Raw genomic sequence first — 22,368 nt, forward strand, 5'->3', positions numbered from 1 at the left:
CTGTACGTGTCGTCCGGACGGGTCCGGTCGATCAGGCCGTGCGCCGAAGGAGAGAGGCGATGTCGCAGACGATCGAGCGCGAGTCACCCGTTCCCTACTACGAGCAGCTCTTCGGCATCCTGAGGGACAAGGTCCAGGCCGGCGAGTTCCCCACCGACGAGCGTCTGCCGAGCGAGCTCGAGCTCTGCCGTGAGTTCGGGCTCTCCCGGGCCACCGTGCGGCAGACCCTCTCGAAGCTCGAGAGCGAGGGCTTCGCGCGCCGGGTGGCGCGGCGGGGCGTCTTCGCCGCCATCCCCGAGAAGTCGTCGGGCTGGATCGTGCAGGACACCCAGGGCTTCCTCGAGTCGCAGCTGCGTCACGGCCAGACAGGCATCCACACCGTCGTGCTCGACGCCCGCTTCGTGGTGCCTCCCGCTCGCGTGGCGGAGGCCTTGAAGGTGGCCGAGGGCGAGGAGGTGTTCGCCCTCGAGCGGGTGCGCTCTCTCGAGGGGCAGGTGGCGATGTTCAGCACCAACTGGTTCCCGAAGACGATCGGGCAGGCCATGGCCGCCGCCGACGACGTGCTGGCCGGCACGGGATCGGTCAACAGCACGCTGCGCGAGGCCGGCTACGTCACGAGCGGCGCGCGCCGGGTGATCCGGGCGCTGCGTCCGCCCCGGCACGTGGCCGAGCACCTCGAGGTCGCCGAGGATGCCCCGGTGCTGCAGGTGGGCTCCCTCAGCTGGGATCACGACGGCACCCACTTCGACTACTACGAGACCTGGGTGCTCACCGACGTCGTCCCCCTCGAGGTCAACGTCGCCGCGAGCTAGCGGCCGCTGAGGGCTCGGGACGGGTCGGGGGCCCACCCGCGAGCGCGGGCGGCGAGGAGGGCGGCGCCGACGGCCGTCACCTCCGGCTCGAGGATGGGCTCGGTGGGGCGGCCGTTCACGAGCGCCTTGATCTCGAGCCACCCCGGTGAGCGCACCCAGCCGCCCGCGAGTCTCACCTCCCCGTGCGATGCCGAGGAACCTGCGGCCGCGGCCACCGCCTCGAGGGCGTGGAGGCCCAGGTGGGCGAGCGCGCCGAGCACCGCGGACGCACGGGCGTGCGGATCCCGCGGCGCATCGGCGGCATAGGTGGGAAGACCCCCGCCCCTGGTGCCCGGAACGAAGTGGCCCTCGTGCAGGTTCGACTCCGGAGGCACCTGGCCAGCCAGGATAAGCTCGATCCGCCGGGCGACGGTCGGATCCTGCGACGCCCACTCCACGTTGCGCGCGAGCTCCTCCACCCGGAGCAGCGTCGTGCCCGAGGAGCGGATGCCGGGAGCGACGTCGACGAAGTCGCTCCGCACCACGCCGACACGGGGCGTCTGGGCCACGACGACCTCGGCGGTGCCCATCGAGTCGAGCACGGCACCCGCCGAGACCTGGTCCACGCCCCAGCCGCCGATCGGGTGGTCGTGCCCGCCGGCCACCGTGATGGCATCGGAGGCGAGGATCCCGGCTCGACGCAGAGTCGGCGACTTCACGTCGCCCACGATGTCGCCCGTGGCGATCACGGGGGGCAGCAGCTCCGTCGACCCGAGGGTCAGATCGACCCGATCCGCAGCCCACGCACGATCCCGCGACCGCCACGCCCCCGTGCGGGAGGCGAGGGTGTCGCTGAGGAACGGCCTGCCGCTCCACAGCACGGCCGCGAGATCGGCCATCGCCACCCAGCTGCGAGCTGACCCGACCGGAGCCTGCTCGCGCGACCACGCCCAGCCCACGAGGGTGCGGGCGGCATCCGTCTCGGCATCGAACTCGGGCCCGCCGGTCAGCTCGGCGCGGAGCGCCCGGAAGATCCCCCGTCGCCGCGGATCGAACCACGCGAGCGGCGCGGTGAGCGGCGCGAGGCTGTCGTCGACGAGGAGCCCGTCCTCGCCGACGCCCGCCGAGCAGATCGCGTGCACCTCCAGGGCGTCACCGCACGCCTCGACGAGCATCTCGTCGATCGCGTGGAGGAGCGACGGCGGGTCGATCCAGAGCCCCTCCGGATCGCGCGGTGTGCGACGACTGCAGCGGGCGAGCACGGCCCCCGAGGCGTCGAGCGCCACCACCTTGACGTTCGTGGTGCCGATGTCCACTCCGCACACCACCGGCAGGCGCCCCGTACCGCTCATGAACGCCACCTCCTCCAGAGGTCGCCGTGCGCACTCTCGACCGTAGCGATCCTATTGCGCGGGCCTCACCCGGAACTCACGGGTAGCCGAGTGCCGCCTTGGCGCTGCTGTGCTGCTGCACGATGCTCGGCTCGAGCGGGGCCGCCGCCAGTTCGGTGAGACTGACCGGCCAGGTCGGGAACGACCCCGTGAGGGTCGAGGCGGCCTGCGCGGCCGCCCCCTTCGTGACGTACTCGTCGGGCTCGGGCACGACGACCGGGATGGCGACCATCTGGGCGAGCACTTCCTGCACGGCCGGTGACTGCCCGGCCCCGCCGATGAGCAGCAGCCGGCGGGGGTTCACCCCGCAGGCGGCCAGGGCATCGAGCATCTCGGTCTGGCTGGCGAGCGTGCCCTCCACGACCGCGCGGGCGAAGTTGGCCCGGGTGAAGTTGGAGAGGGATGCCCGGTGCAGCGAGCCGCGCTCGTGCGGGAGGTCGGGCGTGCGTTCGCCCTCGAAGTAGGGGAGGAGGGTGAGCCCTTCCGCGCCGGGCGGTGCCTGCAGGGCGAGTTCCGACAGCTCGGCGTGCGTGCAGCCGAGCAGGGCGGCGCCCACGTCGAAGTTGCGGGCGGCGTTGAGCGTGGCGACGAGTGGGAGGTGGTCGCCCGTGGCATCGGCGTAGCTGCAGACGTAGCCCGCGTAGTCGTGCACGGGCCGGGCCGAGCGCGCGTACACCACACCCGAGGTGCCGAGCGAGAGCACGGCGTCGCCCTCGGCGAGCCCCAGAGCCAGAGCCGCGGCCGCGTTGTCGCCGCTGCCGACCCCCACGGGGATGCCGGCGGGGATGCCGGGGATGCCGTGCCCCGTCTCACCCGCGACATCGAGCGGATCCAGGATCTGCGGCAGCTCCGCCGCCTTGCCGAAGGCGTGCTCGAACAGGTCGAGGCAGTATTCGCCCGTCTCGCCCGACCAGTACGCCGTGCCGCTCGCCTCGGAGCGATCCGTCGTGAGCCGGTCGAAGTCAGCGGCGCCGGGCCCGAAGCCCAGGAGTCTCCAGGTGAGCCAGTCGTGCACCACGGCCACGGCAGCGGTGCGACGAGCCGAAACCGGATCGACCTCGCGCAGCCAGCGCAGCTTCGTGACCGTGTCCGAGAGCGTGAGCGGGAGCCCGGTGCGGCGGATCCACTCGTCGCGCCCCAGCTCGCTGTTGAGCTCCACCATCTGGGCGTGCGAACCCGTGTCGTTCCAGAGCGGTGAATCGCAGACCACGCTACCGTCGGCCGCGAGGAAGACGGGGGTGTGCTGCTGGCCGCTCACCGAGACAGCCGCCACGTCGTGCAGCCCTCCGGCTCTGCTCACCGCCGTGAGGAGGGCGTTCCACCACTCCGCGGGGTCCACGATCGTCTGAGCGGGGTGGCCCGCCCTGCCCTCGCGCACCCGCGCTCCCGTCTCGAGGTCGCGCACGGTCACCTTGCACCCCTGCGTGGAGGAGTCGATGCCGGCCACGAGCGTCATCGTCCGACTCCCACGGGCGTGGCCTTGAGGTGCTCCCACTGGGGGCGGATGTCGGTGGACCACTCGCGCAGCACCGTGCTCCGTCGGGCGTCTGGCTCCACGTCGTGGGGGGCGCAGGTCTCCCAACCGCCGGAGCCGGGGCTGGAGCCGGAGGCGAGCGCTTGCGCACCGCGCGAGACCACCTCGGGGAAGGTCGACACGCTGAGGGGCGTCGCGAGCAGATCCGCCTTGAGCTGCAGCCACAGCGGATTGCCTCCGGCGGGCCCGATCACCTTGATTCGATCCGGCCGCTGACCGAACAGCTCGAGCACGTCGCGGAACTGCAGCACCATGCCCAGGAAGCAGCCGAACACCAGGTCGTCGGACGTCGCATCGGAGCCGAGGCCTGCCACGATCCCGCGCGCCGCCGCGATCTTGTCGGGCGGTGGACTCCCGCGGAACCGCGGGAGCACGAGGGGTGCGGTGCGGGGGTCGAGCGACCCGGCGAGGTACTGCTCGTGGAGCCGGCCGATCGACGCACCGAGCTCGCGCGCATCCACCCCCAGCAGGGATTGGAGCGTCGCGAACGCCGACCCGCCCGTGGGGATCGAGGCGAACACGGTGTAGTCGGGCCCTGTGCAGGCGATCCCGTTCGCCAGTTTCGCGTGCGCCGAGGAGTCGTCGAGGCTCGGGGCCGAGCGCAGGAAGAGCAGCCCCTCGGTGGTGCCGGTCGAGTTGAGCAGCTCGCCGGGCGCGAGCGAGGCACCGACCGCGCCCACCATGTGGTCGTGGCCGGCCACATGCACCACGGTGTCGGCCGACAGCCCGCTCTCCGCGGCGAAGTCGGCGGAGAGCGGTGAGCCCTCGGTCGCCGCGCGCAGCTCGGGGAAGACGGAGACGTCCAGCCCCAGGAGGGCACAGATCTCCGCCGACCACGTGCGGCTCCTGAGGTCGAGCGCCATCGTGCGGCTCGCGAGCGAATACTCCGACCACCTGCGACCCGTCATCACCGCCGCGAGGTACTCCGAGACGTTGAGCCAGACGGCCCCTTCATCACCCGAGGCCGAGCGCTCGAGCGCCCAGGCCACCTTCGAGAGCCCGTAGTTCGCATTGACCGGGAGGCCGGTGACGGCGTACACCTCTGCTCGTTCCGCGGTCGTGAGGCGCTCGAGCCGAGCGGCTCCCCGCTGGTCGTGCCACAGGATCATGGGCGACGCGAGCGTGAGATCGGGCCGCACCAGTCCGCCCGACTCGCCCACACCGGTGAGGGCGATGCGCCCCGTGACGGCCCGCTCCGCCGGCGCGAGGTCGGCGATGAACCCGAGCAGCAGCAGGCGGAGGGCGTCGACGTCGTAGACCGCGCCCCACGCATCCGCCCTCGTCGGGGTCGCCGCGCGCCTCGAGGCCGTCAGGCGGCCGGAGGCGTCGAAGCGGCTGAGCTTCACGCTCGTGGTTCCCACATCGACGGTGATCGTAGGCAGCACGGGGTCCTCCGTCAGGCCGCGGAGGGGTTGAGCGTGCGGATGCGACGCTCGACCACGTCCGTGATGGCGGTGACCGCCTCGGTCGACACGCGGATGAGCGAGGTCTCGTTCGGATCGGCCGCGTAGGCCTCGCCGAACGCGCGGATCATGGCATTGCGCAGGTCGCTCGCGACGTTGACCTTCACCACGTTGAACTCGCTCAACCTGCCGAGCTGCTCGGCGGGCAGACCGGATCCGCCGTGCACCACGAGCGGCACTCTGCTCGCCTCGCGCACCCTGGCCAGCAGGTCGAAGTCGATCCGCGCGTTCGGAGCGTAGCCGTGCACGTTGCCGACGCTCACGGCGAGCATGTCGACACCGACCTCGTCGACGAAACGAGCGACCTGCTCGGGATCCGTGGTGCTCGCGTGATCAGGGGCCACGTCGTCCTCCTTGCCGCCGATGCTCCCGAGCTCCGCTTCGAGGGCGACGCCGGCTGGAGTCAGTTCGCGCGCTCGGGCGGACGTGGCGATGTTCTGCTCGTAGGAGGCCTCGGAGTCGTCGATCATGATCGACGTGAACCTCGCGGCGAGGGCGTCTTCGACGGCCTGCAGCGACTTGCCGTGGTCGAGGTGCAGAGCCACGGGAACGGGGCAGTCCTCGAGCCGGCGGGCCACCATCTCGTAGATGTAGTCGTAGCCGGAGAGGGCCACGTTGGTGGGCGCCACCTGGATGAACGTGGGAACGCCGACGCGTTCGACCGCGGCGATGATGCCCATCGTGGTCTCGAGGTTCGTGGTGTTGAAGGCGCCGGCCACCAGACCCCGGGAGACGCACTCGTCGATGACCTCGATACCGCTGACCAAACCCATGGGACGTCCTTTCGCCGTGCTGCTGTCGGCCTCACAGTAGCTCGAAAGCGTCCGTATTGTCGAGTCTGTACGTACAGACAGGACGATGAGTATGGCCGGGTTGCGAATCCGAGTTGTGCCGGACGAGATCCCCGATGTATGTTCTGTACGTACAAGCCGTACTACCGTGCGGACGAGCCGACGAGACGTCGGTCGAGTACGTGGTCCTGCCACTTCAGAGAGGAAGTCTGCAATGCGAACCGCAGCACAATCGAGCATCGCGTTTCTCGGCCTCGGAGCATCCGTGCTCCTGCTCGCCGGATGCGCCGGCGGCGACACCGCCGCCACCGGCGACGGGGGAGAACTGAGCCCCGCCGACACGCCGCTGAGCTACTCCCAGCCGCACACCGACCCGTTCCAGAACGCTGAGAACGTGGGCTCGATGGAGCGCTTCGAGGAGCTCGGCTACGCCACCATCCCCTCCACCAACGCCGACCGCGACGCCTCGCAGCAGCTGACCGACATCCAGACCCTCATCAACAAGGGCGCCAAGGGTCTCGTCATCTCGGTGGGCGACGCCGACGCGATCGTGCCCGCCATCGAGTACGCCAATGAGTCGAGTGTGCCGATCGTCGCGATCGACGAGGCTCCCGCCTCGGGCAAGATCGCCATGATCGTGCGTGCCGACAACGTCAACATGGGAGCTCTCGCGTGCGAGGAGATGGGCTCGCGTGTCGAGGCCGGTTCCGCCGTGATCACGCTCGACGGCGACCCCGTCACCTCCAACGGTCGCGACCGCACCAACGGGTTCAACGACTGCATGGCCGAGAACTACCCCGACGTGGAGCTCGTCAACGTGGCCACCGAGTGGGACCCGGCGAAGGCGGCCGCGGGCATCGAGACCGCCATGAACCAGTACGACAACATCGCCGGGATCTACAACCAGAGCGACGCCACGTTCTTCCCCACGATCCTCGACACCCTCGACTCGCTCGGGAAGCTCATCCCGGTGGGTGAGCCCGGCCACATCGTGCAGGTCTCGGTGGACGCGAGCCCGATGGCCATGACGGCCATCCGCGACGGCTGGCTCGACGCCGCCGTGGCGCAGCCCATGACCGACTACATCGACTACGGCGTGGACTACCTGACCCGCGCGGTCGCCGGTGAGACGTTCGAGGCTGGCGAGACCGACCACGGCAGTGTCATCGAGGAGCGCAACGGCAACCTCGTCGACCTTCTGCCCACCCCCGTGGTGACGAGCGAGAACGTCGACGACCCCGAGCTCTGGGGCAACAAGGAGTTCGCGCTCGAGGCCTTCGGAGTGCAGTAGCAGTCCGATCGCCCTCGCAGGGCCAGACGCACCAGAGCCACCAGCAGCACACGAGACGGAGACGTCATGACCACTTCACCGAGCACCGTACCCGCCATCCGCATCGACGGCGTGAGCAAGACCTACGGGGCGACGAAAGCGCTCAGCGACGTCTCCGTCACCGTGCTGCCCGGCCAGGTGCACGGCCTCATCGGGCGGAACGGCGCGGGCAAGTCCACACTGCTCCGCATGATCACCGGCCTCGAGCAGCCCGACACCGGCTCGATCGAGTTCTTCGGCGAGCTGGCGCCCGCCGCATCCGATCCGAAGGCCTGGCAGCAGCGCGTCGCCGCCGTCTACCAGCGGCCCTCGGTGTTCGCCAACCTCACGATCGCCGAGAACCTGTTCACCGGCCGGCTCCCCACGGGCCGCGCCGGGGTGTCGTGGCGGCGCATGCAGGAGGAGTCGGAGCGCATCCTCGCGGAGTGGAACATCCACCTCGATCCGCGAATGCTGCTCGCCGACGCCCCGATCGAGGAGCGGCAGATGCTCACGATCGCGAAGGCGCTCGAGGCGGGCACCCGGATCGTGCTGCTCGACGAACCCACGGTGCAGCTCGAGGGCGCGGCCATCCGGCGGCTCTTCGACAAGGTGCAGGAGCTGCAGGCGTCGGGCGTGACCTTCGTGTTCGTCTCCCACTTCCTGCGCGAGGTCACCGCCCTGTGCGACTCGGCCACCGTGCTCAGGGACGGGCGACTGCTGTGGTCGCGGGTGGGCGACGAGATCCGATCCGATGACCTCGTCGAAGCCCTCCTCGCGGGCCAGGAGCAGCGCAGGCATCGCGCCGAGACCGGCTCGATCGACCTCACCGACACCGCCGCCCTCGAGGTCTCGGGCGCCACGGATCGGGCGGGCTCGTTCACCGACGTCTCGTTCCGCGTGGTGCCCGGCGAGATGGTGGCCATCGGCGGCAGCGGCGGCTCGGGCAAGTACGCGGTCGGTGAGGCCATCGCGGGTCTCCGTCGGCTCGCGAGCGGCAGCGTGAGCGTCGAGGGATCGGCGATCCGCACCGGAGACGTCAAGGCGGCGCAGCGCGCAGGCGTGGGCTTCGTGCCCGCCGACCGCCACCGCGACGGCTACGTGCCGCAGCTGAGCGTGGCCGAGAACATGACGATGGGCGTCATGGACCAGCTCGCCCCGGCCGGATTCTTCTCCCCGCGTCGTCGGGTGGCCGTCTCGCGCGAGCTGATCGCCGACGTCGCCCTCGTGCCACCCGACCCGCATCTCGCGGTCTCCGGGCTGAGCGGCGGCAACCAGCAGAAGGTCGTGCTCGCCCGCGCCCTCGCCAGGAAGCCCCGCACCCTCGTGCTCATCTCGCCCACCGCGGGTGTCGACATCGCCGCGAAGGACGCCATCTACGGGCTCATCCTCAAGGCGCTCGCCGACGGGGTGGCCGTCATCCTCATCTCGGACGACGTGGAGGAGCTGCTGGTCAGCCCCCGCGTTCTCATCATGCGGGAGGGCGGGATCGCCGCGGAGCTCGCGGAACCCACCGAAGAAGACATCGTTAGAGCCATCGAAGGCCTGGAGTGAAGATCATGCAGACCACAGCCACCCGCCCCTCTGCCACCAAGAGCCCCGTCATGCGCGGGGTCGTGAAGAACCTGCGTGAGCTCAGCGTGCTCCCCGGTCTCGCCATCGTGGTGGTCGTGGGTGCTCTCGTGAGCCCCGCCTTCCTCTCGGCGGCCAATCTCACGCTCATCCTCCGGCAGTCGTCGGAGCTCGGGATCGTGGTGATCGGGCTCACCTTCATCCTCATCACGGGCAAGCTCGACATCTCGCTCGAATCCACCGTGGGGCTCGCGCCCATGGTGGCGGCGTGGCTCATGATCCCCGCCGCGGTCGGTGGGCTCGGCACCGACATCAGTCCGCTCGCGGCCATCGTGGTGACGCTCGGCATCGGCATGCTCATCGGGTTGATCAACGGGTTCCTCGTGGTGAAGCTGGGGCTCGATCCGTTCATCGTGACGCTCGCGATGCTCATCCTCCTGCGCGGCATCACACTCGGCATCAGCGAGGGCAAGACCCTGGCGGGGCTGCCGGATGCGTTCCGCTACATCGGATCGGCGCGCTGGGCGGGTGTGCCCGCGGCCATCTGGGTCACCGCCATCCTCTTCCTCGTGGCGGGCCTGCTGCTGCGCTACACATCCTGGGGCCGCGCGCTCTACGCCATCGGCGGCAACACCGAGGCGGCGCGGGCGGCGGGCATCCGGGTGGACTTCGTGCTCATCACCGCCTTCGTGGCCGCTAGTGCCCTGGCCGCCTTCGCGGGTCTCATGCTCGCCGGCCGGCTGGCGTCGGTCACGAGCGGCATGGGGGAGAACCTCATCTTCAGCGCCCTCGCCGCCGCGGTCATCGGTGGCGTGCAGCTGACGGGTGGGCAGGGGCGCATCATCGGTGCTCTGATGGGTGTGCTGCTGCTCGGTACCCTCACGAACGTGCTGACCCTCGCTGGGGTGCCGACGTTCTGGATCAACGCCGTGTACGGTGCCGTCATCCTGCTCGCGCTGCTGGTGGGGCGGTTCGGCGCCAAGCCGGGGCTGCGCTGACGCGGCCCGCTCCACACCCCCTCTGCTTCATACCGAAACTGCTCGATTCCCCGAAAGGACCGCTGATGTCGGAATTCCGTGAGATCAGTTCGACCGTCGTCGCCGAGCTCGGCGAGGTGTTCGAGCGGGTGCCGCTCGAGAACATCACCGCGGCGCTCGACGCCCTGGAGAAGCACTCCCGTATCTTCGTGCTCGGCATCGGCCGGGAGGGGCTCGGCACCAAGGCCTTCGCCATGCGGCTCACCCACTTCGGCAAGACCGTGCACTGGGGGTGGGATGACACCACCCCGGCTGTGACCGCCGACGACCTGTTCATCATGCCCACCGGGCCGGCGAACATCCCGCACCTGCACTACATCGCCGAGCAGGTCAAGAAGACTGGGGCGACCCTGCTGGTGGCCACGGCGATGCCGGACGGGCCGACCGCGCAGCTCGCCGACATCGTTCTCACCATCCCCGCGCGCACCTATGGAGCCGAGGGCGATGTGGTCGACACGGTGCAGCCGATGGGCAGTCTCTTCGAGCAGTCGCTCTGGATCTTCTGGGACGTGCTCTACCTCATGCTCGTGCGCCGCACGGGAGCCCGCTTCGACGACCTCGTGGCCCGCCACCGCAACTTCGAGTAGCCGAAGGTGAGCGGCGTCCTCACCATCAGATGACGCGCTAAGTGATGGTAAGGACCTCCCATACCGAACCCTAGCCGTCCAGCCTTTGGTACAGTGGAGCATGGCGAACCCTCCGAGCTGGCCCGAGGCGACGTTCGAGGCGCATCCGTGGGAGCGCGACTACTCGAGCGACACCTCGCGGCGCGCGCATCAGGCGGCGGCCGGCCCCTACCAGGCCGCGGTTCCGCCGTTCATCGCGGGCCTGCCCGTCACTCTGCCGAGTGAGCTCCTCGCTCTGGCCGACGACGCAACGGCGGCTCTCACTCGCTTCGACGCCGAACTGGGCATGGTCGCGGCGCCGTTCTCGGCCATCCTGCTCCGCACCGAGAGCGCCTCGAGCTCACAGGTGGAGGACATCACGTCGAGCGCGAAGCAGCTCGCGCTGGCCGAGATCGGCGAGGCGACCTCGGGCAACGCGCGGCTCGTGGTGGGCAACGTGCATGCCATGGAGGCGGCCATCGAACTGGCCGATCGGCTCGACCCCGCATCCGTCATCGCAATGCACCGCGCGCTGCTCGACGAGACCGCCCCCTCCATCACGGGCAGGTGGCGGCAGGAGCAGGTGTGGATCGGCAGCCGGGGCATCTCGCCTCACCTGGCGACCTTCGTGCCACCGCACCACGACAGGGTGCCGGCTCTCATGGACGACGTGATGGCGTTCGCGAGGCGCACCGACATCCCCGTGCTCGCGCAGACCGCACTCGTGCACGCCCAGTTCGAGACCATCCATCCCTTCCCGGACGGCAACGGCCGCACCGGTCGCGCGCTCGTGCAGGGCATGCTGCGGGCGGGGCGGGTGACCCGCACGGTGACCGTGCCGGTCTCGGCGGGGCTGCTGCACGATCTGCCCGGGTACTTCGCGGCGCTGACCGCGTACCGGGGCGGCGATCCCGGCCCGATCATCGAGGCGATCGCCGACGCGTCGTTCGCGGCGGTGCGCAACGGGCGGCTCCTTGCGGAACAGCTCCTGGAGGCGCGCGACCGGTGGGATGCGGAGGTCACGGTGCGGTCGGACTCGTCGGTGCACCGGCTCAAGACGTATCTGCTGCGGCAGCCGGTGGTCACCAATCGGGTGGTGGCCGCGGCCCTCAAGGTGAGCGACGTCGCCGCGCAGTCGAGCATCGACCGGCTGGTGGACGCCGGAGTGCTCGAGCAGTCGGGCGGGGGGCGGCGCAACCGGCGGTGGGCGGCGAACGAGGTGCTGGCGGCGCTCGACGCCTTCGGCGAGCGTGCGCTCAGGGGCGCGCCGCGCTGACGGGGTCGGTGGGGATGGCGGGTGCGCGGCGGCCTCGGCGGCCCGGGCGCCAGGTCGTCGTGGCCACGAGCACTCCCGCGATCACGACCGCGCCGCCGAGGAGGTCGGCCGGGTTCGGGATCTCGCCGAGCACGAGCCACGCGCTCGTGAAGCCCACGACGGGCACGAGCAGCGAGAACGGTGCCACCTGGCTCGACGGGTTGCGCTTCATGAGCGTGACCCAGATGCCCGAGCCCACGATGGTGCCGAGCACCACCGTGTAGACGAGCCCGAGCACGGCCGGCAGCGCCTCGGGCGTGAAGGTCGTCGCGAGCGAGTTCCAGACGAGCTCCGGCCCCTCCACCACGAGCGACAGCGCGATGAGCGGCACAGGCGGCACCACCGACATCCACAGCGTGAGGCCGAGCGGGCTCGTGGGCTGCGCCTGCCGGCTGCAGATGTTGCCGAACGCCCAGCCCAGCGCCCCGCACAGCGTGAGGATGACCGGCAGGAGCGCCGAGACGCCGGCCCGATCCGCCGCGATGATGCCGAGACCGGCCACCGCGATGAGGATGCCGATGCCCTGCACGAGGGTGAGCTTCTCGCGCAGCCACACCGCCGCGAGCACCACGGTGAACGGCGCAGAGGCCTGCAGCACGAGCGAGGCGAGCCCGGGCGGCATGCCCGCGGCCATGCCCGCATAGAGGAAAGAGAACTGCAGGATGCCGAAGCCCAGCCCGTACCCGAGCAGCCACCGCACCTTGACGCCGGGCCACTTGACGAACAGCACGGTCGGGATGGCGAGCACCAGGAAGCGCAGCCCCACGAGGAAGAACGGCGGGTAGTGCTCGAGGGAGAAGTGGATGGCCGTGAAGTTGACCCCCCAGAGCACGGCCACGAGCACGGCGAGCAGGCGGTCTCGGGTCGACATGCCCTCAGCCTCCCCGGCGGGGTGCGGCGGGGCAAGCGAGCGTTGCTTCATCCACGATGTGGCGGAGGTTCACAGTGGTGCTGAACGGGAGCACGTGCGCGACCGCGAGCGCCTGTTCACCCTCCGCCCCCCTGCGCTTCACCTCCATCGGCTGTACTCAGGCAGATCCGTGCCACAGCCCGGATGACGACCACCAGTGGAGATACCCGTGACTCACGACCCGACCATTCCGCGCCGAACCCGCCGCTCGAAGCGCTTCCGCATCGCGACCGCGACAGGACTCGCCGCGACCTTCGCCCTCGGCCTCGCCGCCCCCGCCCAGGCCGCACCCGTCGATCCGGCACCCGCCGACCCGACCGCCTCGATCGCTCCCCAGCCGGATGCCTGGGGCCGCTTCTACGTCGACGCCTGGGCCACCAACACCACCTCCAACACGAGCCCCGAGACGAACGCCGCCATCGGGCTGCTCTCGCCCATGCTCGACTACTGGACCCCCGAGGTGCCCGCCACGGCCGCGTTCGACGCCGACGGCAAGTTCATCCCCGAGAGCGTCGGCACGATCACCAACCCCACGGTGCTCGACGCCAACATCAGCGAGGCCGCGCGCATCACCCGCACCCGCACCGAGGCGCAGGCCACCGCCGCCTACCTCGCCGACCGCCGCAACCAGAACTACACGGCGATCGACGGCTTCGGCCCCTACGCCGAGACCTTCCGCACGGGCGTGAACGCGGGAACCACCATCCCCGACGAGATCCCGGCGGATGCCACGACCGTGAAGTACGACGACGCCGGCAACTCCAACGGCACCTGGGCCGACGTCGGAGGCACCTACGGGCCGATGGTCGAGCTCGTCAACCAGTTCCGCAACAGCTCGGCCTCCACCAACCCGTCGAAGGCCTTCTACAACTACGCTCGCCCGTTCCGCTGGAGCGACGAGGTCATCGTGCTCCCCACTCTCGAGCCCGCGAAGAAGACGGATGCCGAGGCGCTCACCGACGGCGGCTACCCGAGCGGTCACACCAACGCGGCCTGGCTCGCCAGCCTCGCGTTCGCCTACTCGACCCCCGAGCGCTTCCAGGAGATCCTGACGAGCGCCTCCGAGATCGGCAACACCCGCATCGTGGCCGGCATGCACTCGCCCGCCGACGTGATCGGTGGCCGCATGATGTCGACCGCCGTGGCCGCCGCCGCCCTCAACCAGCCCGGCAACGCCGACCTCAAGGAGCGGGCACGTCAGAGCGCCCTCGAGCTGCTCGCGACCGAGCCGACGGGTGACGACCCGTTCGCCGACCGCGGCAGCAACGAGGAGCTCTACTCCGAGCGACTCACCTACGGCCTCCCGCGCGTGGGCGACACCACCGTCTCCGCCGTGGTGCCGAAGGGCGCCGAGGTGCTCCTCGAGACCCGCCAGCCCTACCTCACCGCCGACCAGCGCCGCTGGGTGCTGCAGTCGACGGCACTCGAGTCCGGCTACGCGCTGCTCGACGACGACGAGGGCTGGGGTCGCCTCAACCTCTTCGCCGCTGCCGACGGCTACAGCGCCTTCTCCACCGACGTGATCGTCGAGATGGATGCCGCCGATGGCGGTTACAGCGCCGCCGACACATGGCGCAACGACATCGAGGGCGCCGGTTCGCTCACCAAGACGGGATCCGGTGTGCTCACCCTGACCGGCGACAACTCGTTCACCGGTGGCACGACCCTCTCGGACGGATCGCTCGTGGCCGCTGCGGCGACCGCGCTCGGTGCGGGATCCGTGGACGTGACGGCCGGCGCGCTCGCCGAGACCGTGGATGCTCCCGTGGTCATCGGTGGCGACCTCGCCGTCGACGCGGATGCCTCCCTCGACCTCACGGTCGGGTCGGACTCGCCCGCACTGCAGGTGGCCGGTGGCCTCGACCTCACGGGTGCCGTGTCGATCGCACTCGCCGAGGGCTTCGTGCCCGCCGACGACCAGGTGATCGCGACCTTCACGGGCTCGGCCGCCGGCATCGACGTCTCGTCCCTCGAGGTCACGGGACTCCCCGCGGGCTACACGCCCTCGATCGAGGTGCGTGACGGTGCCGTGCACCTCGTCAACACCACGCCCGCCGTCGGAACCCTCACCCCCGGCACCCCCCGCATCTCCGGCGCGGCCGTCGTTGGGCAGACCCTCACCGTGGCGCCCGGCGAGTGGGCTCCGGCCCCCGTGCAGTTCGACTACAAGTGGATGCGCGACGGCCAGGCCATCGCCGGTGCCACCGCTGCCTCGTACACGCCCGTGCAGCTCGACCTCGGTCGTCAGCTCTCGGTCGAGGTCACCGGCTCGAAGGAGGGCTACACGCCGGCCACGCGCACGGCGTCCGTCTCCGGGCTCGTGACCGCGGCTGCGGTGCCCACGCCCACGCCGACCGCGACTCCGGCGCCTGCCGGCTCCGGTAAGCCCGGGTCCCTCGCCTCGACCGGTGCTGTCGTGCCGCCGCTGCTGCCCCTCGCCGCCCTCGGGCTGCTCGGGCTCGGAGCCGCGGTCGTCGCCCTCCGGTCGCGCGTGACCAGCGCCCGCCGCGCCGGCTGACGCACGGGCCCCTGCGGCCCTGCCCCGACACCGATCGCCCCGTGCCCTCCCAGGCGCGGGGCGATCGCCGTCTGACCGGTCCCGACGCTACTTGCCGTGCTTGGCGAGGATGCTGTCGAGGTCGATGCGCTTGAGCATCGAGGCCCAGTCGGTGCTGCGGGCGGTCTCGAGGGCGGAGTCCTCCGCCAGCACGCGGCCGTTGCGCTGGATGGTGACGCCAGCGGGCGCCTCGGCGTTGAGGATGCGGAGGATCTCGTCGTTGACGGCCTCGGTGTCGAAGTCGGCGCCGTAGCGGGCGTAGACATCGGCGTTGACGGTGTAGTTCAGTACGGTGATTTCGGTGTGGGTCACGCACCCATCCTCCGCCGCCCCGCGCGCAGACGGAAGACCGGGCTCGCACTCCGGCGGTCGCAGGGGAGTGTTCGGGCTGGTCGCGGTCCCCGACCGGCGGTCCGCATCGGATCGGGGTGGGCAGGTGGTTGGCGTGCCGGCGCGCTTAGAATCGGGCGGTGATGGTGAAGGATTCCCGCAGGCGCGCATCGGCGCCGAGGCCCAGCCGTGTCGTGCTCGCGGCGGTCGTCGACGTGGTGCTCGTGCTGCTGTTCGTGGCGATCGGCCGCGGGAGCCACGACGAGAGCGGGGCGCTGCTCGGGTTCCTCACGACGGCGTGGCCGTTCCTGGCCGGGGCCGCTGTGGGGTGGCTCGTGGCGCGGGCGTGGCGGCATCCGTTCGCCGTGGTGCGCACGGGGGTCGTGGTGTGGGTGGCGGCGGTCGCGCTCGGCATGCTGCTGCGGGTCGCGAGCGGGCAAGGCGTGCAGCTGAGCTTCGTGATCGTCACGGCGATCGTGCTGGGTGTCTTCCTCGTGGGCTGGCGCGCCGTCGCTCTCCTCGTGGCGCGCACCCGATCCCGCCGCGGGTGACGAACCGGTCGCGAGCGGGGCGCGGACGGGGCGCGGACGGGGCGCGGATGCCGGGCGGGCTTCCAGCGATGGTTCGTAGGATGAGCGCATGAGACCCGGGCGCGCGAGCATGTGGGCCGCGGTCACGGGGGTCGTCGCGGCGGCTTCGGTGCTGGCGGTCGCCGAGATCGCGGCGGTGCTCGTGGGGGCGGAGGCCAGTCCGCTGTTCGCGGTGGGGTCGCTCGTGATCGACCTCGCACCCGCGTGGGTCAAGGAGCTCGTGATCGCGCTCTTCGGCACCGGCGACAAGGTCGCGCTGCTCGTGATCCTGGGCCTGCTGGTGCTCGCGCTCGCCGCGGCGGCGGGGCTGCTCGAGCGGTGGAGGCGGCCCTTCGGCAGCGTGCTGCTCGTGCTGGTGTCCGGCGTCGCCATCCTCGCGGTCACCACGCGCGCCGGCGCCACGGGCCTCTCGGCGGTGCCCACCGTGCTCGGCATGATCGCGGGCGTGCTCGTGCTCCACCTCCTCCAGACCCGCCTCCGCACCTGGGAGACGGATGCCTCCCGCGCCGCCACCTGGTCGACCACCCCCACCCCCGCCACCGCCACTCCCACCCCAGCCGCCGCGGACTCCACCCGAGCCCCCACCTCGGCTGCCGATACCGCTCCCACCCCCGTCCCCGGCGCCGCGGCCACCACCACCGCGACCGCCGGCAGCGCGGGCGAGACTCGCGCGGAGGCGGCTGGCGCAGCCGCCGACAGTCCGCAGGTGGCGCTCGATCGGCGGCGGTTCCTCGGGGCCGCGGGCATCAGTGCCGCGGTCGCCGTGTTCGCGGGGCTCATCGCGCGCTCCATGAACGCCACCGCCAACGCCGTCAGCGCCGTGCGCGACGCCGTGAAGCTCCCGGCCGCCACCACCCCCGCCGCCGCGGTGCCCGCCGGCGCCGAGCTCGGCATCGAGGGCCTCACCCCCTACGTCACGAGCAACGACTCGTTCTACCGCATCGACACCGCCCTGCAGGTGCCCCAGGTCGACTCCGCCGAGTGGCGCCTGCGCATCACGGGCATGGTGGAGCAGGAGATCGAGATCGGCTTCGACGAGCTGCTCGCCCTGCCGCTCGAAGAGCACCTCGTCACGCTCGCGTGCGTCTCGAACGAGGTGGGCGGCGACCTCATCGGCAACGCGCTCTGGCTCGGCTACCCCATCCGCGAGCTGCTCGCCCGAGCGAAGCCGCTGCCCGAGGCCGACATGGTGCTCTCGACGAGCACCGACGGCTTCACTGCGGGCACCCCGCTCGAGGCGCTGCAGGATGCGGATCGCGTGGCGATCCTCGCCGTCGGCATGAACGGCGAGCCGCTGCCCGTGGAGCACGGCTTCCCCGTGCGCATGGTCGTGGCTGGCCTCTTCGGCTACGTCTCGGCCACGAAGTGGGTGGTGGAGCTGCAGGTCACGCGCTTCGACCAGGCGGAGGGATACTGGACGCCGCGCGGCTGGTCGGCGCTCGGCCCCATCAAGACGGAGTCGCGCATCGACGTGCCGACCGCGGGGTCGACGGTGGCGGCGGGCACCGTGCCCATCGCGGGCGTGGCCTGGGCTCAGCACACCGGCATCGAGAAGGTGGAGGTGCGCATCGACGACGGCCGCTGGGAGACCGCCACCCTCGCCGACACCGCGGGCATCGACACCTGGGTGCAGTGGACCCTCCCCTGGCAGGCCACCACGGGCACGCACACCCTCACGGTGCGCGCCACCGACCGCACGGGCGCCACCCAGACCGAGGCCCGCGCCGGCGTCGTGCCCGACGGCGCCACGGGCTGGGACGCCCACTCCGTCACCGTCTCCTGACCCGCCCCGCGGGCACCGGCGGCGCGCCTCAGCCGATGAGGGAGGGGCGGAGGTCGCGCAGGGTGCGGTGGCGGGTGAGGCGGCGGGCTCCGAGGTAGGAGACGAGCAGCGCGCCGACGAGCCAGAACACGAGGATGCCCGCATCCTGCCCCGCGAGCTGCAGGTTGCCGCCGTACATAAGCTGCCGGATGCCGTCGACCGCGTGGCTCATGGGCAGGATCTGGTGCAGCACCTGCAGCGGCCCCGGCAGCGTCTGCCACGGGAACGTGCCTCCCGCCGTCACGAGCTGCAGCACCATGAGCACGAGCCCGAGGAACTGCCCCACACTCCCCAGCAGGATGTTGAGCGCCAGGATGATCGTGGCGAACGTCGCCGACGTGAGCACCATGAACCCGAGCATCCCCCAGCCGTGCTCCACCTGGTAGCCGAGCGCGAGCGTGACGATGCCGAAGACCGCCACCATCTGCAGCGCCCCGAGCACGGCGGGCGTCGCCCAGCCGGCCGTCGTGATGGCGAACGGCTTCTTGAGCGCCGTGACCGCCCGGCGGGAGAGCGGCTTCACGATGAGGAAGAGCGCGTAGATGCCGATCCAGGCCGCGAGGCTGATGAAGAAGGGAGCCATGCCCGCGCCGTAGGTGCTGGCCTTGGTGACCGCGCTGGTGTCGAGCGACACGGGATCCGAGATGGTGCTCGCGGCGGCCTCGCGCTGGTCGGCGGTCTGGTCCGGCACATCGGCGAGCCCGTCGGAGAGGCCGTTGCGCAGGGTGCCCGCTCCGGTGGCGAGCTGGCCGACGCCGTCGGTGAGGGTGAGTGACCCCTCGGCGAGCTGGGTGACACCGCCCGAGAGCTGGGCGGATCCCGCCGCGGCCGACGCGATGCCGTTCGTGAGCGTGGGGGCGGCGTCGGCGAGCTGCTGGGTGCCTGCGGCGAGCTGGGCGGATCCGTCGGCGGCCGATGCGATGCCGTTCGCGAGCGTGGGGGCCGCGGCGGCGAGCTGCTGCGTGCCGTCGGCCACCTGCCGACTGCCGGCGGCGAGCTGGCCGAGCTGCAGGTTGACGGCTTGAACCTGGTCGTTGCCCTGGGTGATCGCGGTTCCGACCTGGTCGACCTCGGCGAGCACGGCGGCCTTCTGCTCCTCGGTGAGAGCGGTCTGGTCGAGCAGCGCCACGATGTCGGCGCGCGCGGCGGGCACCTCGTCGGTGGCGCTCTGCACGGCCCCGGCGAGCTCGGCGCCCTGCGCGGCGAGCTGCTCGTTACCCGCGGCCACCTGCTGGGCGCCGTCGTTGAGCGCCGCGGTCTGGGTGGGCAGATCGGCGGATCCGGCCCGCAGCTGCTGCAGCCCGGTGTTCAGCTGCTGGGCGCCGTCGTTGAGCGCGGCGGTCTGAGCAGGCAGGGCGGCCGAGCCTGCGGCGAGCTGCTGCAGGCCGTCGTTGAGCTGCAGGGCACCGATGTTGGCCGATCCCGCGCCCTCCGCGAGCTGCAGCGAACCGTCGGTGGCGGTCGTGGCGCCGTCGGTGAGTTGCTGGGCGCCGTCGACGGCCTCGGTGAGGCTGGATCGCACGGTGGCGAAGCCGTCGAGCAGCTTGAGGGCCGCCTCCTTGCCCACGCGCTCGGTGATGCTCGCACGCACCTTCTCGGCCACCTGGCCGGCGATGGTGGTGGCGAGGAAGCTGTTGGTGTCGTTGGTGGTGAGTTCCACCACGGCCTTCTCGGGCGCGTTGCCGCTCGCCGAGGTGAGGGCGTTCGAGAAGTCGGGGCCGAGGGTGAGGATGAAGTCGTACTCGGCATCGCGCACACCGGTGGCGGCGTCTGCGGCGGTGGTGACCTTCCAGCCGACCGAGTCGTCCTCGAGCAGCTGGTCGCGCACGTCGTCGCCGTAGTTCACGGCCTTGCCGTCGAGCGTGCTCCCGGTGTCCTCGACCACGAGGGCCACCGGCACGTCCTTGAGGTTGCCGTAGGGGTCGTTGTTGCCCCAGAGGTAGAGGCCGGCGTAGAGCACGGGCACGAGCATGAGGGCCACGAGGGCGAGGCGCGCCATGCTCGTGGCGGTGAGGCGCTTGAGCTCGGTGCGCACGAGGGTGAGGATCTTCACGCGAGGGGTTCCACTTCGGAGAATGAGTCGAGGAGGGGGCGGAGGAGTTCGGCGGAGGGGGCTCCGCACACGATGGCGACGGCGAACTCCCGGGCGGCGAGGTCGCGGGCCACGGCGAGCCACTCGCGCGGATCTCCCCCGTGCCGGTCGGGGCTCGTGATGACGACCCCCTGCACCCCTCGGCGGAAGGCCGCGAGCTCGGCGAGCAGGCGCACCCGGAGGGCTGCGGGCACATCGGCGATGCGGGTGCCCGCGTAGTCGGCCGCCCCCGCCTCGGCGATGGTCGTGGCGATGGCCGCACGCGAGGTCGCGCGGCCCGCGTAGAGCAGCTCCTCGCGCACCACGGTGCGGAGCGGGAGGTCGGCGGCGGGCTCGCTCACCTCGGGGGCGTCGACGAGCGCGATCCGCTCGCGCAGGGCGGCAGGATCGTCGCGCCCGTCGAGGGTGATCGATCCCGTGTCGGGCACCATGCGCCCGCTCAGGATGAGGGCCACGACGGTGGGCTGGTCGCCGGTCTCGGCCTCCACGAGGGTGATCGCACCGGTCTCGAACACCACGTTCGTCTCGGGCAGCGGGATGCCGCGGGCCCCCTTGCTGATGCCCTTCGCCTCGATCCTCACGATCGTGCCCCCTGTTCGGTCGGTGCGGATGCCGGTGCGGATGTCTGCGCCGGTGCCTGTGTCGTGACCGAGTCGGCCACCTCGACGGCCTCCCGCCACGAGAGCCCCGCCACCGAGAGCCCGACGGTCATCACGAGGTGGGCGCCCTCGGCCTCGGGGAGGTCGGTGCGCACGGCCTCGTCGAGCACGGCGATGGCCGCATCCTCGATGAGCCGGGCGAGGCTCTCGACCGGCACGTCCGAGCGGAACCACCCCGCGGAGACCCCGGCGGCGACCGCCCGCCGCACCGACGCGCGCACGGGCACGAGCGCCTCGGCGACCGTCTGCTCGAGCGGGCCGTGCACGGCGAGCTGCGCGATCACGCGCACCTGCTGCACCTCGGCCCAGAGCGCCGAGCCCACGAGGGCGAGGTGGATGCGCGGGTCGTCGTGCTGCACGCCGTCGAGGGCGGCCGAGATACGGGTGCCACCGCGGGTCACGAGTTCGGCGAGCAGCTCGTCGCGCGAGGCGAAGTGGCCGTAGATGGAGCGGCGGGAGAGCCCGGCGGAGGCGGCCACGGCGTCGAGGGAGGCCTCGGCGTCGTGCCGGAACACGCCGGCCGCGGCCAGGAGGATCGCCTCCCGGTTCTCGAGGGCGTCGCGACGCAGCGGGCGCGGGGGTGTCGGAGTGGTGGTCACAAGCCGATCGTAATAACTTGCACGCACCTGTGCAAGTTAGAACAGGAAACCCACGGCCGCGGCTCCCTAGCCCGAAACCGCTCCCGAATCCAGCCTGGAGCGGGAAAGATCCGATGCGCCAGGATGGGGCTCATGAAGGCCGACCAGTTCACCGACCCCATCACGTTCCACGGCGAGGGCGCCGTCTGGCACCCCGGCTGGGGCGGTCTGCGCGTCGTCGACATGCTCGCGGGCGATGTGCTCGCCCTCGATGAGCAGGGCCGGGTGACGAGGATGCCGACGGGGTCGAGCATCGCGGCCCTCGTGCGGCCGCGCGAGGCCGGTGGCTGGATCATCGCGACCGAGCGCGAATTCACGCTGTGGAGCGCCGAGGGGGAGAAGGAGTGGACCTCGGCAGCCGTCACGCCCGAGGGTGTGCGCCTCAACGAGGGAGGCTGCGCTCCCGACGGCAGCCTGCTCTGCGGTTCGATGGCGTACGACCAGGCCCCAGGCGCGGCCTCCCTGCTGCGCCTGGGCACGGATCGGGCGGTCGAGACGCTCTTCGACGGCGTCACCATCTCGAACGGTCTCGCCTTCACCGCGGACGGCTCCCTCCTGTTCTACGCCGACACCCCCACGGGCCGCGTGGACGTGTTCGACGTGAGCGACGCGCAGTCGCGCACGACCCTCGCGAACCGCCGCCCGTTCGTCTCGATCCCCGAGGCGGCGGGAGCCCCCGACGGCCTCTGCGTCGACAGCGAGGGCGGCATCTGGGTAGCGCTCTACGGCGGATCCGCCGTGCACCACTACGACGCGAGCGGCGACCTCACCGAGGTGGTCGAGCTCCCGGCGAGCAACGTGACCTCGTGCACCCTCGGCGGCCCCGGGCTCAGCACCCTCTTCATCACGACGTCGCGCCAGGGCGTGCCGGCCGGTGAGCAGCCAGAGGCCGGAGCCGTCTTCCGCGGCGAGGTCGCCACCCCCGGCCTGCCGGTGCGGCCGTATGCGGGCTGACCACCCGC

General features: G+C 71.4%; 19 protein-coding genes. 10 read left to right on the forward strand and 9 right to left on the reverse strand.

Features of this window, described 5'->3' with window-relative positions; genetic code table 11:
* Nucleotides 1-59 precede the first annotated feature (59 nt).
* Nucleotides 60-812, forward strand: coding sequence for a GntR family transcriptional regulator (locus ACEXQC_RS09415; RefSeq protein ID WP_374820835.1), 753 nt, complete (start codon nucleotides 60-62; stop codon nucleotides 810-812).
* Here the strand turns inward: ACEXQC_RS09415 and ACEXQC_RS09420 are convergent.
* From ACEXQC_RS09420 to ACEXQC_RS09435, 4 genes are all read right to left on the reverse strand, one after another.
* Entirely contained in the window at nucleotides 809-2,143 is a 1,335-nt protein-coding gene (locus ACEXQC_RS09420; RefSeq protein ID WP_374820838.1) for an FGGY family carbohydrate kinase, read from the reverse strand. The genes ACEXQC_RS09415 and ACEXQC_RS09420 overlap by 4 nt on opposite strands.
* A 76-nt stretch (nucleotides 2,144-2,219) precedes the next feature.
* Nucleotides 2,220-3,638 carry an FGGY family carbohydrate kinase gene (locus ACEXQC_RS09425; protein WP_374820841.1) on the reverse strand — a complete coding sequence of 473 codons (1,419 nt, stop codon included), beginning with the start codon at nucleotides 3,636-3,638 and terminating at the stop codon, nucleotides 2,220-2,222.
* Complete coding sequence (locus ACEXQC_RS09430) at nucleotides 3,635-5,101, reverse strand: FGGY-family carbohydrate kinase (protein ID WP_374820844.1); 1,467 nt, start codon at nucleotides 5,099-5,101, stop codon at nucleotides 3,635-3,637. The genes ACEXQC_RS09425 and ACEXQC_RS09430 overlap by 4 nt, the downstream gene beginning before the upstream one ends.
* An 11-nt stretch (nucleotides 5,102-5,112) precedes the next feature.
* A complete protein-coding gene (locus ACEXQC_RS09435; protein WP_374820846.1) occupies nucleotides 5,113-5,952 on the reverse strand; it encodes a class II fructose-bisphosphate aldolase in 840 nt (279 codons plus the stop codon).
* Between the two features lie 232 nt (nucleotides 5,953-6,184).
* On the opposite strand from ACEXQC_RS09435, the gene ACEXQC_RS09440 reads away from it, so the two are divergent.
* From ACEXQC_RS09440 to ACEXQC_RS09460, 5 genes are all read left to right on the forward strand, one after another.
* Nucleotides 6,185-7,261, forward strand: coding sequence for a sugar ABC transporter substrate-binding protein (locus ACEXQC_RS09440; protein ID WP_374820848.1), 1,077 nt, complete (start codon nucleotides 6,185-6,187; stop codon nucleotides 7,259-7,261).
* Nucleotides 7,262-7,327: 66 nt separating this feature from the next.
* The gene (locus ACEXQC_RS09445) at nucleotides 7,328-8,833 is read left to right on the forward strand and encodes a sugar ABC transporter ATP-binding protein (protein ID WP_374820851.1); all 1,506 of its coding nucleotides are present in this window, start codon (nucleotides 7,328-7,330) and stop codon (nucleotides 8,831-8,833) included.
* A 5-nt stretch (nucleotides 8,834-8,838) separates the two neighbouring features.
* Nucleotides 8,839-9,849 carry an ABC transporter permease gene (locus ACEXQC_RS09450; RefSeq protein ID WP_374820854.1) on the forward strand — a complete coding sequence of 337 codons (1,011 nt, stop codon included), beginning with the start codon at nucleotides 8,839-8,841 and terminating at the stop codon, nucleotides 9,847-9,849.
* A 65-nt stretch (nucleotides 9,850-9,914) separates the two neighbouring features.
* A complete protein-coding gene (locus ACEXQC_RS09455; RefSeq protein WP_374820857.1) occupies nucleotides 9,915-10,475 on the forward strand; it encodes an SIS domain-containing protein in 561 nt (186 codons plus the stop codon).
* 100 nt (nucleotides 10,476-10,575) lie between these two features.
* Nucleotides 10,576-11,769, forward strand: a complete 1,194-nt coding sequence (locus tag ACEXQC_RS09460) for a Fic family protein (RefSeq protein ID WP_374820860.1) — start codon at nucleotides 10,576-10,578, stop codon at nucleotides 11,767-11,769.
* Here ACEXQC_RS09460 and ACEXQC_RS09465 read toward each other — a convergent pair.
* Nucleotides 11,750-12,679, reverse strand: a complete 930-nt coding sequence (locus ACEXQC_RS09465; protein WP_374820863.1) for an EamA family transporter — start codon at nucleotides 12,677-12,679, stop codon at nucleotides 11,750-11,752. The genes ACEXQC_RS09460 and ACEXQC_RS09465 overlap by 20 nt on opposite strands.
* A 208-nt stretch (nucleotides 12,680-12,887) precedes the next feature.
* Between ACEXQC_RS09465 and ACEXQC_RS09470 the strand changes: the two genes are divergently transcribed.
* Complete coding sequence (locus ACEXQC_RS09470; protein ID WP_374820865.1) at nucleotides 12,888-15,236, forward strand: phosphatase PAP2 family protein; 2,349 nt, start codon at nucleotides 12,888-12,890, stop codon at nucleotides 15,234-15,236.
* An 87-nt stretch (nucleotides 15,237-15,323) separates the two neighbouring features.
* Here the strand turns inward: ACEXQC_RS09470 and ACEXQC_RS09475 are convergent, their stop codons facing one another.
* Complete coding sequence (locus tag ACEXQC_RS09475; RefSeq protein WP_374820868.1) at nucleotides 15,324-15,587, reverse strand: hypothetical protein; 264 nt, start codon at nucleotides 15,585-15,587, stop codon at nucleotides 15,324-15,326.
* Between the two features lie 161 nt (nucleotides 15,588-15,748).
* Between ACEXQC_RS09475 and ACEXQC_RS09480 the strand changes: the two genes are divergently transcribed.
* Entirely contained in the window at nucleotides 15,749-16,156 is a 408-nt protein-coding gene (locus ACEXQC_RS09480; RefSeq protein WP_374822044.1) for a DUF3054 domain-containing protein, read from the forward strand.
* Between the two features lie 88 nt (nucleotides 16,157-16,244).
* On the forward strand, nucleotides 16,245-17,978 hold the full coding sequence (locus ACEXQC_RS09485) for a molybdopterin-dependent oxidoreductase (protein ID WP_374820871.1): 1,734 nt from the start codon (nucleotides 16,245-16,247) through the stop codon (nucleotides 17,976-17,978).
* A gap of 28 nt (nucleotides 17,979-18,006) precedes the next feature.
* On the opposite strand, the gene ACEXQC_RS09490 is transcribed toward ACEXQC_RS09485, so the two are convergent.
* Genes ACEXQC_RS09490 through ACEXQC_RS09500 form a run of 3 tightly spaced genes read right to left on the reverse strand, consistent with a single transcriptional unit; the run spans nucleotide 18,007 to nucleotide 21,367 of the window.
* The gene (locus ACEXQC_RS09490) at nucleotides 18,007-20,070 is read right to left on the reverse strand and encodes a YhgE/Pip family protein (RefSeq protein ID WP_374820874.1); all 2,064 of its coding nucleotides are present in this window, start codon (nucleotides 20,068-20,070) and stop codon (nucleotides 18,007-18,009) included.
* Entirely contained in the window at nucleotides 20,067-20,690 is a 624-nt protein-coding gene (locus ACEXQC_RS09495) for a P-loop NTPase family protein (protein WP_374820877.1), read from the reverse strand. The genes ACEXQC_RS09490 and ACEXQC_RS09495 overlap by 4 nt, the downstream gene beginning before the upstream one ends.
* Nucleotides 20,687-21,367 carry a TetR/AcrR family transcriptional regulator gene (locus tag ACEXQC_RS09500; protein ID WP_374820880.1) on the reverse strand — a complete coding sequence of 227 codons (681 nt, stop codon included), beginning with the start codon at nucleotides 21,365-21,367 and terminating at the stop codon, nucleotides 20,687-20,689. Before ACEXQC_RS09500 ends, ACEXQC_RS09495 begins: the two co-directional genes overlap by 4 nt.
* 132 nt (nucleotides 21,368-21,499) lie before the next feature.
* On the opposite strand from ACEXQC_RS09500, the gene ACEXQC_RS09505 reads away from it, so the two are divergent.
* Nucleotides 21,500-22,360: an SMP-30/gluconolactonase/LRE family protein gene (locus tag ACEXQC_RS09505; protein WP_374820883.1), complete on the forward strand. Its 861-nt coding sequence runs from the start codon at nucleotides 21,500-21,502 to the stop codon at nucleotides 22,358-22,360.
* Nucleotides 22,361-22,368 lie beyond the last annotated feature (8 nt).

The sequence above is a fragment of the Herbiconiux liukaitaii genome, assembly GCF_041927495.1.
GTDB lineage: Bacteria > Actinomycetota > Actinomycetes > Actinomycetales > Microbacteriaceae > Herbiconiux > Herbiconiux liukaitaii.

Bases quoted from the DNA above. Each gene is read 5' to 3' on its own strand.
- ACEXQC_RS09505 (WP_374820883.1), top strand. From the start codon at position 21,500: ATGAAGGCCGACCAGTTCACCGACCCCATCACGTTCCACGGCGAGGGC.
- ACEXQC_RS09480 (WP_374822044.1), top strand. From the start codon at position 15,749: ATGGTGAAGGATTCCCGCAGGCGCGCATCGGCGCCGAGGCCCAGCCGT.
- ACEXQC_RS09420 (WP_374820838.1), bottom strand. From the start codon at position 2,143: ATGAGCGGTACGGGGCGCCTGCCGGTGGTGTGCGGAGTGGACATCGGC.
- ACEXQC_RS09425 (WP_374820841.1), bottom strand. From the start codon at position 3,638: ATGACGCTCGTGGCCGGCATCGACTCCTCCACGCAGGGGTGCAAGGTG.
- ACEXQC_RS09415 (WP_374820835.1), top strand. From the start codon at position 60: ATGTCGCAGACGATCGAGCGCGAGTCACCCGTTCCCTACTACGAGCAG.
- ACEXQC_RS09460 (WP_374820860.1), top strand. From the start codon at position 10,576: ATGGCGAACCCTCCGAGCTGGCCCGAGGCGACGTTCGAGGCGCATCCG.
- ACEXQC_RS09435 (WP_374820846.1), bottom strand. From the start codon at position 5,952: ATGGGTTTGGTCAGCGGTATCGAGGTCATCGACGAGTGCGTCTCCCGG.
- ACEXQC_RS09440 (WP_374820848.1), top strand. From the start codon at position 6,185: ATGCGAACCGCAGCACAATCGAGCATCGCGTTTCTCGGCCTCGGAGCA.
- ACEXQC_RS09450 (WP_374820854.1), top strand. From the start codon at position 8,839: ATGCAGACCACAGCCACCCGCCCCTCTGCCACCAAGAGCCCCGTCATG.
- ACEXQC_RS09485 (WP_374820871.1), top strand. From the start codon at position 16,245: ATGAGACCCGGGCGCGCGAGCATGTGGGCCGCGGTCACGGGGGTCGTC.
- ACEXQC_RS09465 (WP_374820863.1), bottom strand. From the start codon at position 12,679: ATGTCGACCCGAGACCGCCTGCTCGCCGTGCTCGTGGCCGTGCTCTGG.
- ACEXQC_RS09445 (WP_374820851.1), top strand. From the start codon at position 7,328: ATGACCACTTCACCGAGCACCGTACCCGCCATCCGCATCGACGGCGTG.
- ACEXQC_RS09455 (WP_374820857.1), top strand. From the start codon at position 9,915: ATGTCGGAATTCCGTGAGATCAGTTCGACCGTCGTCGCCGAGCTCGGC.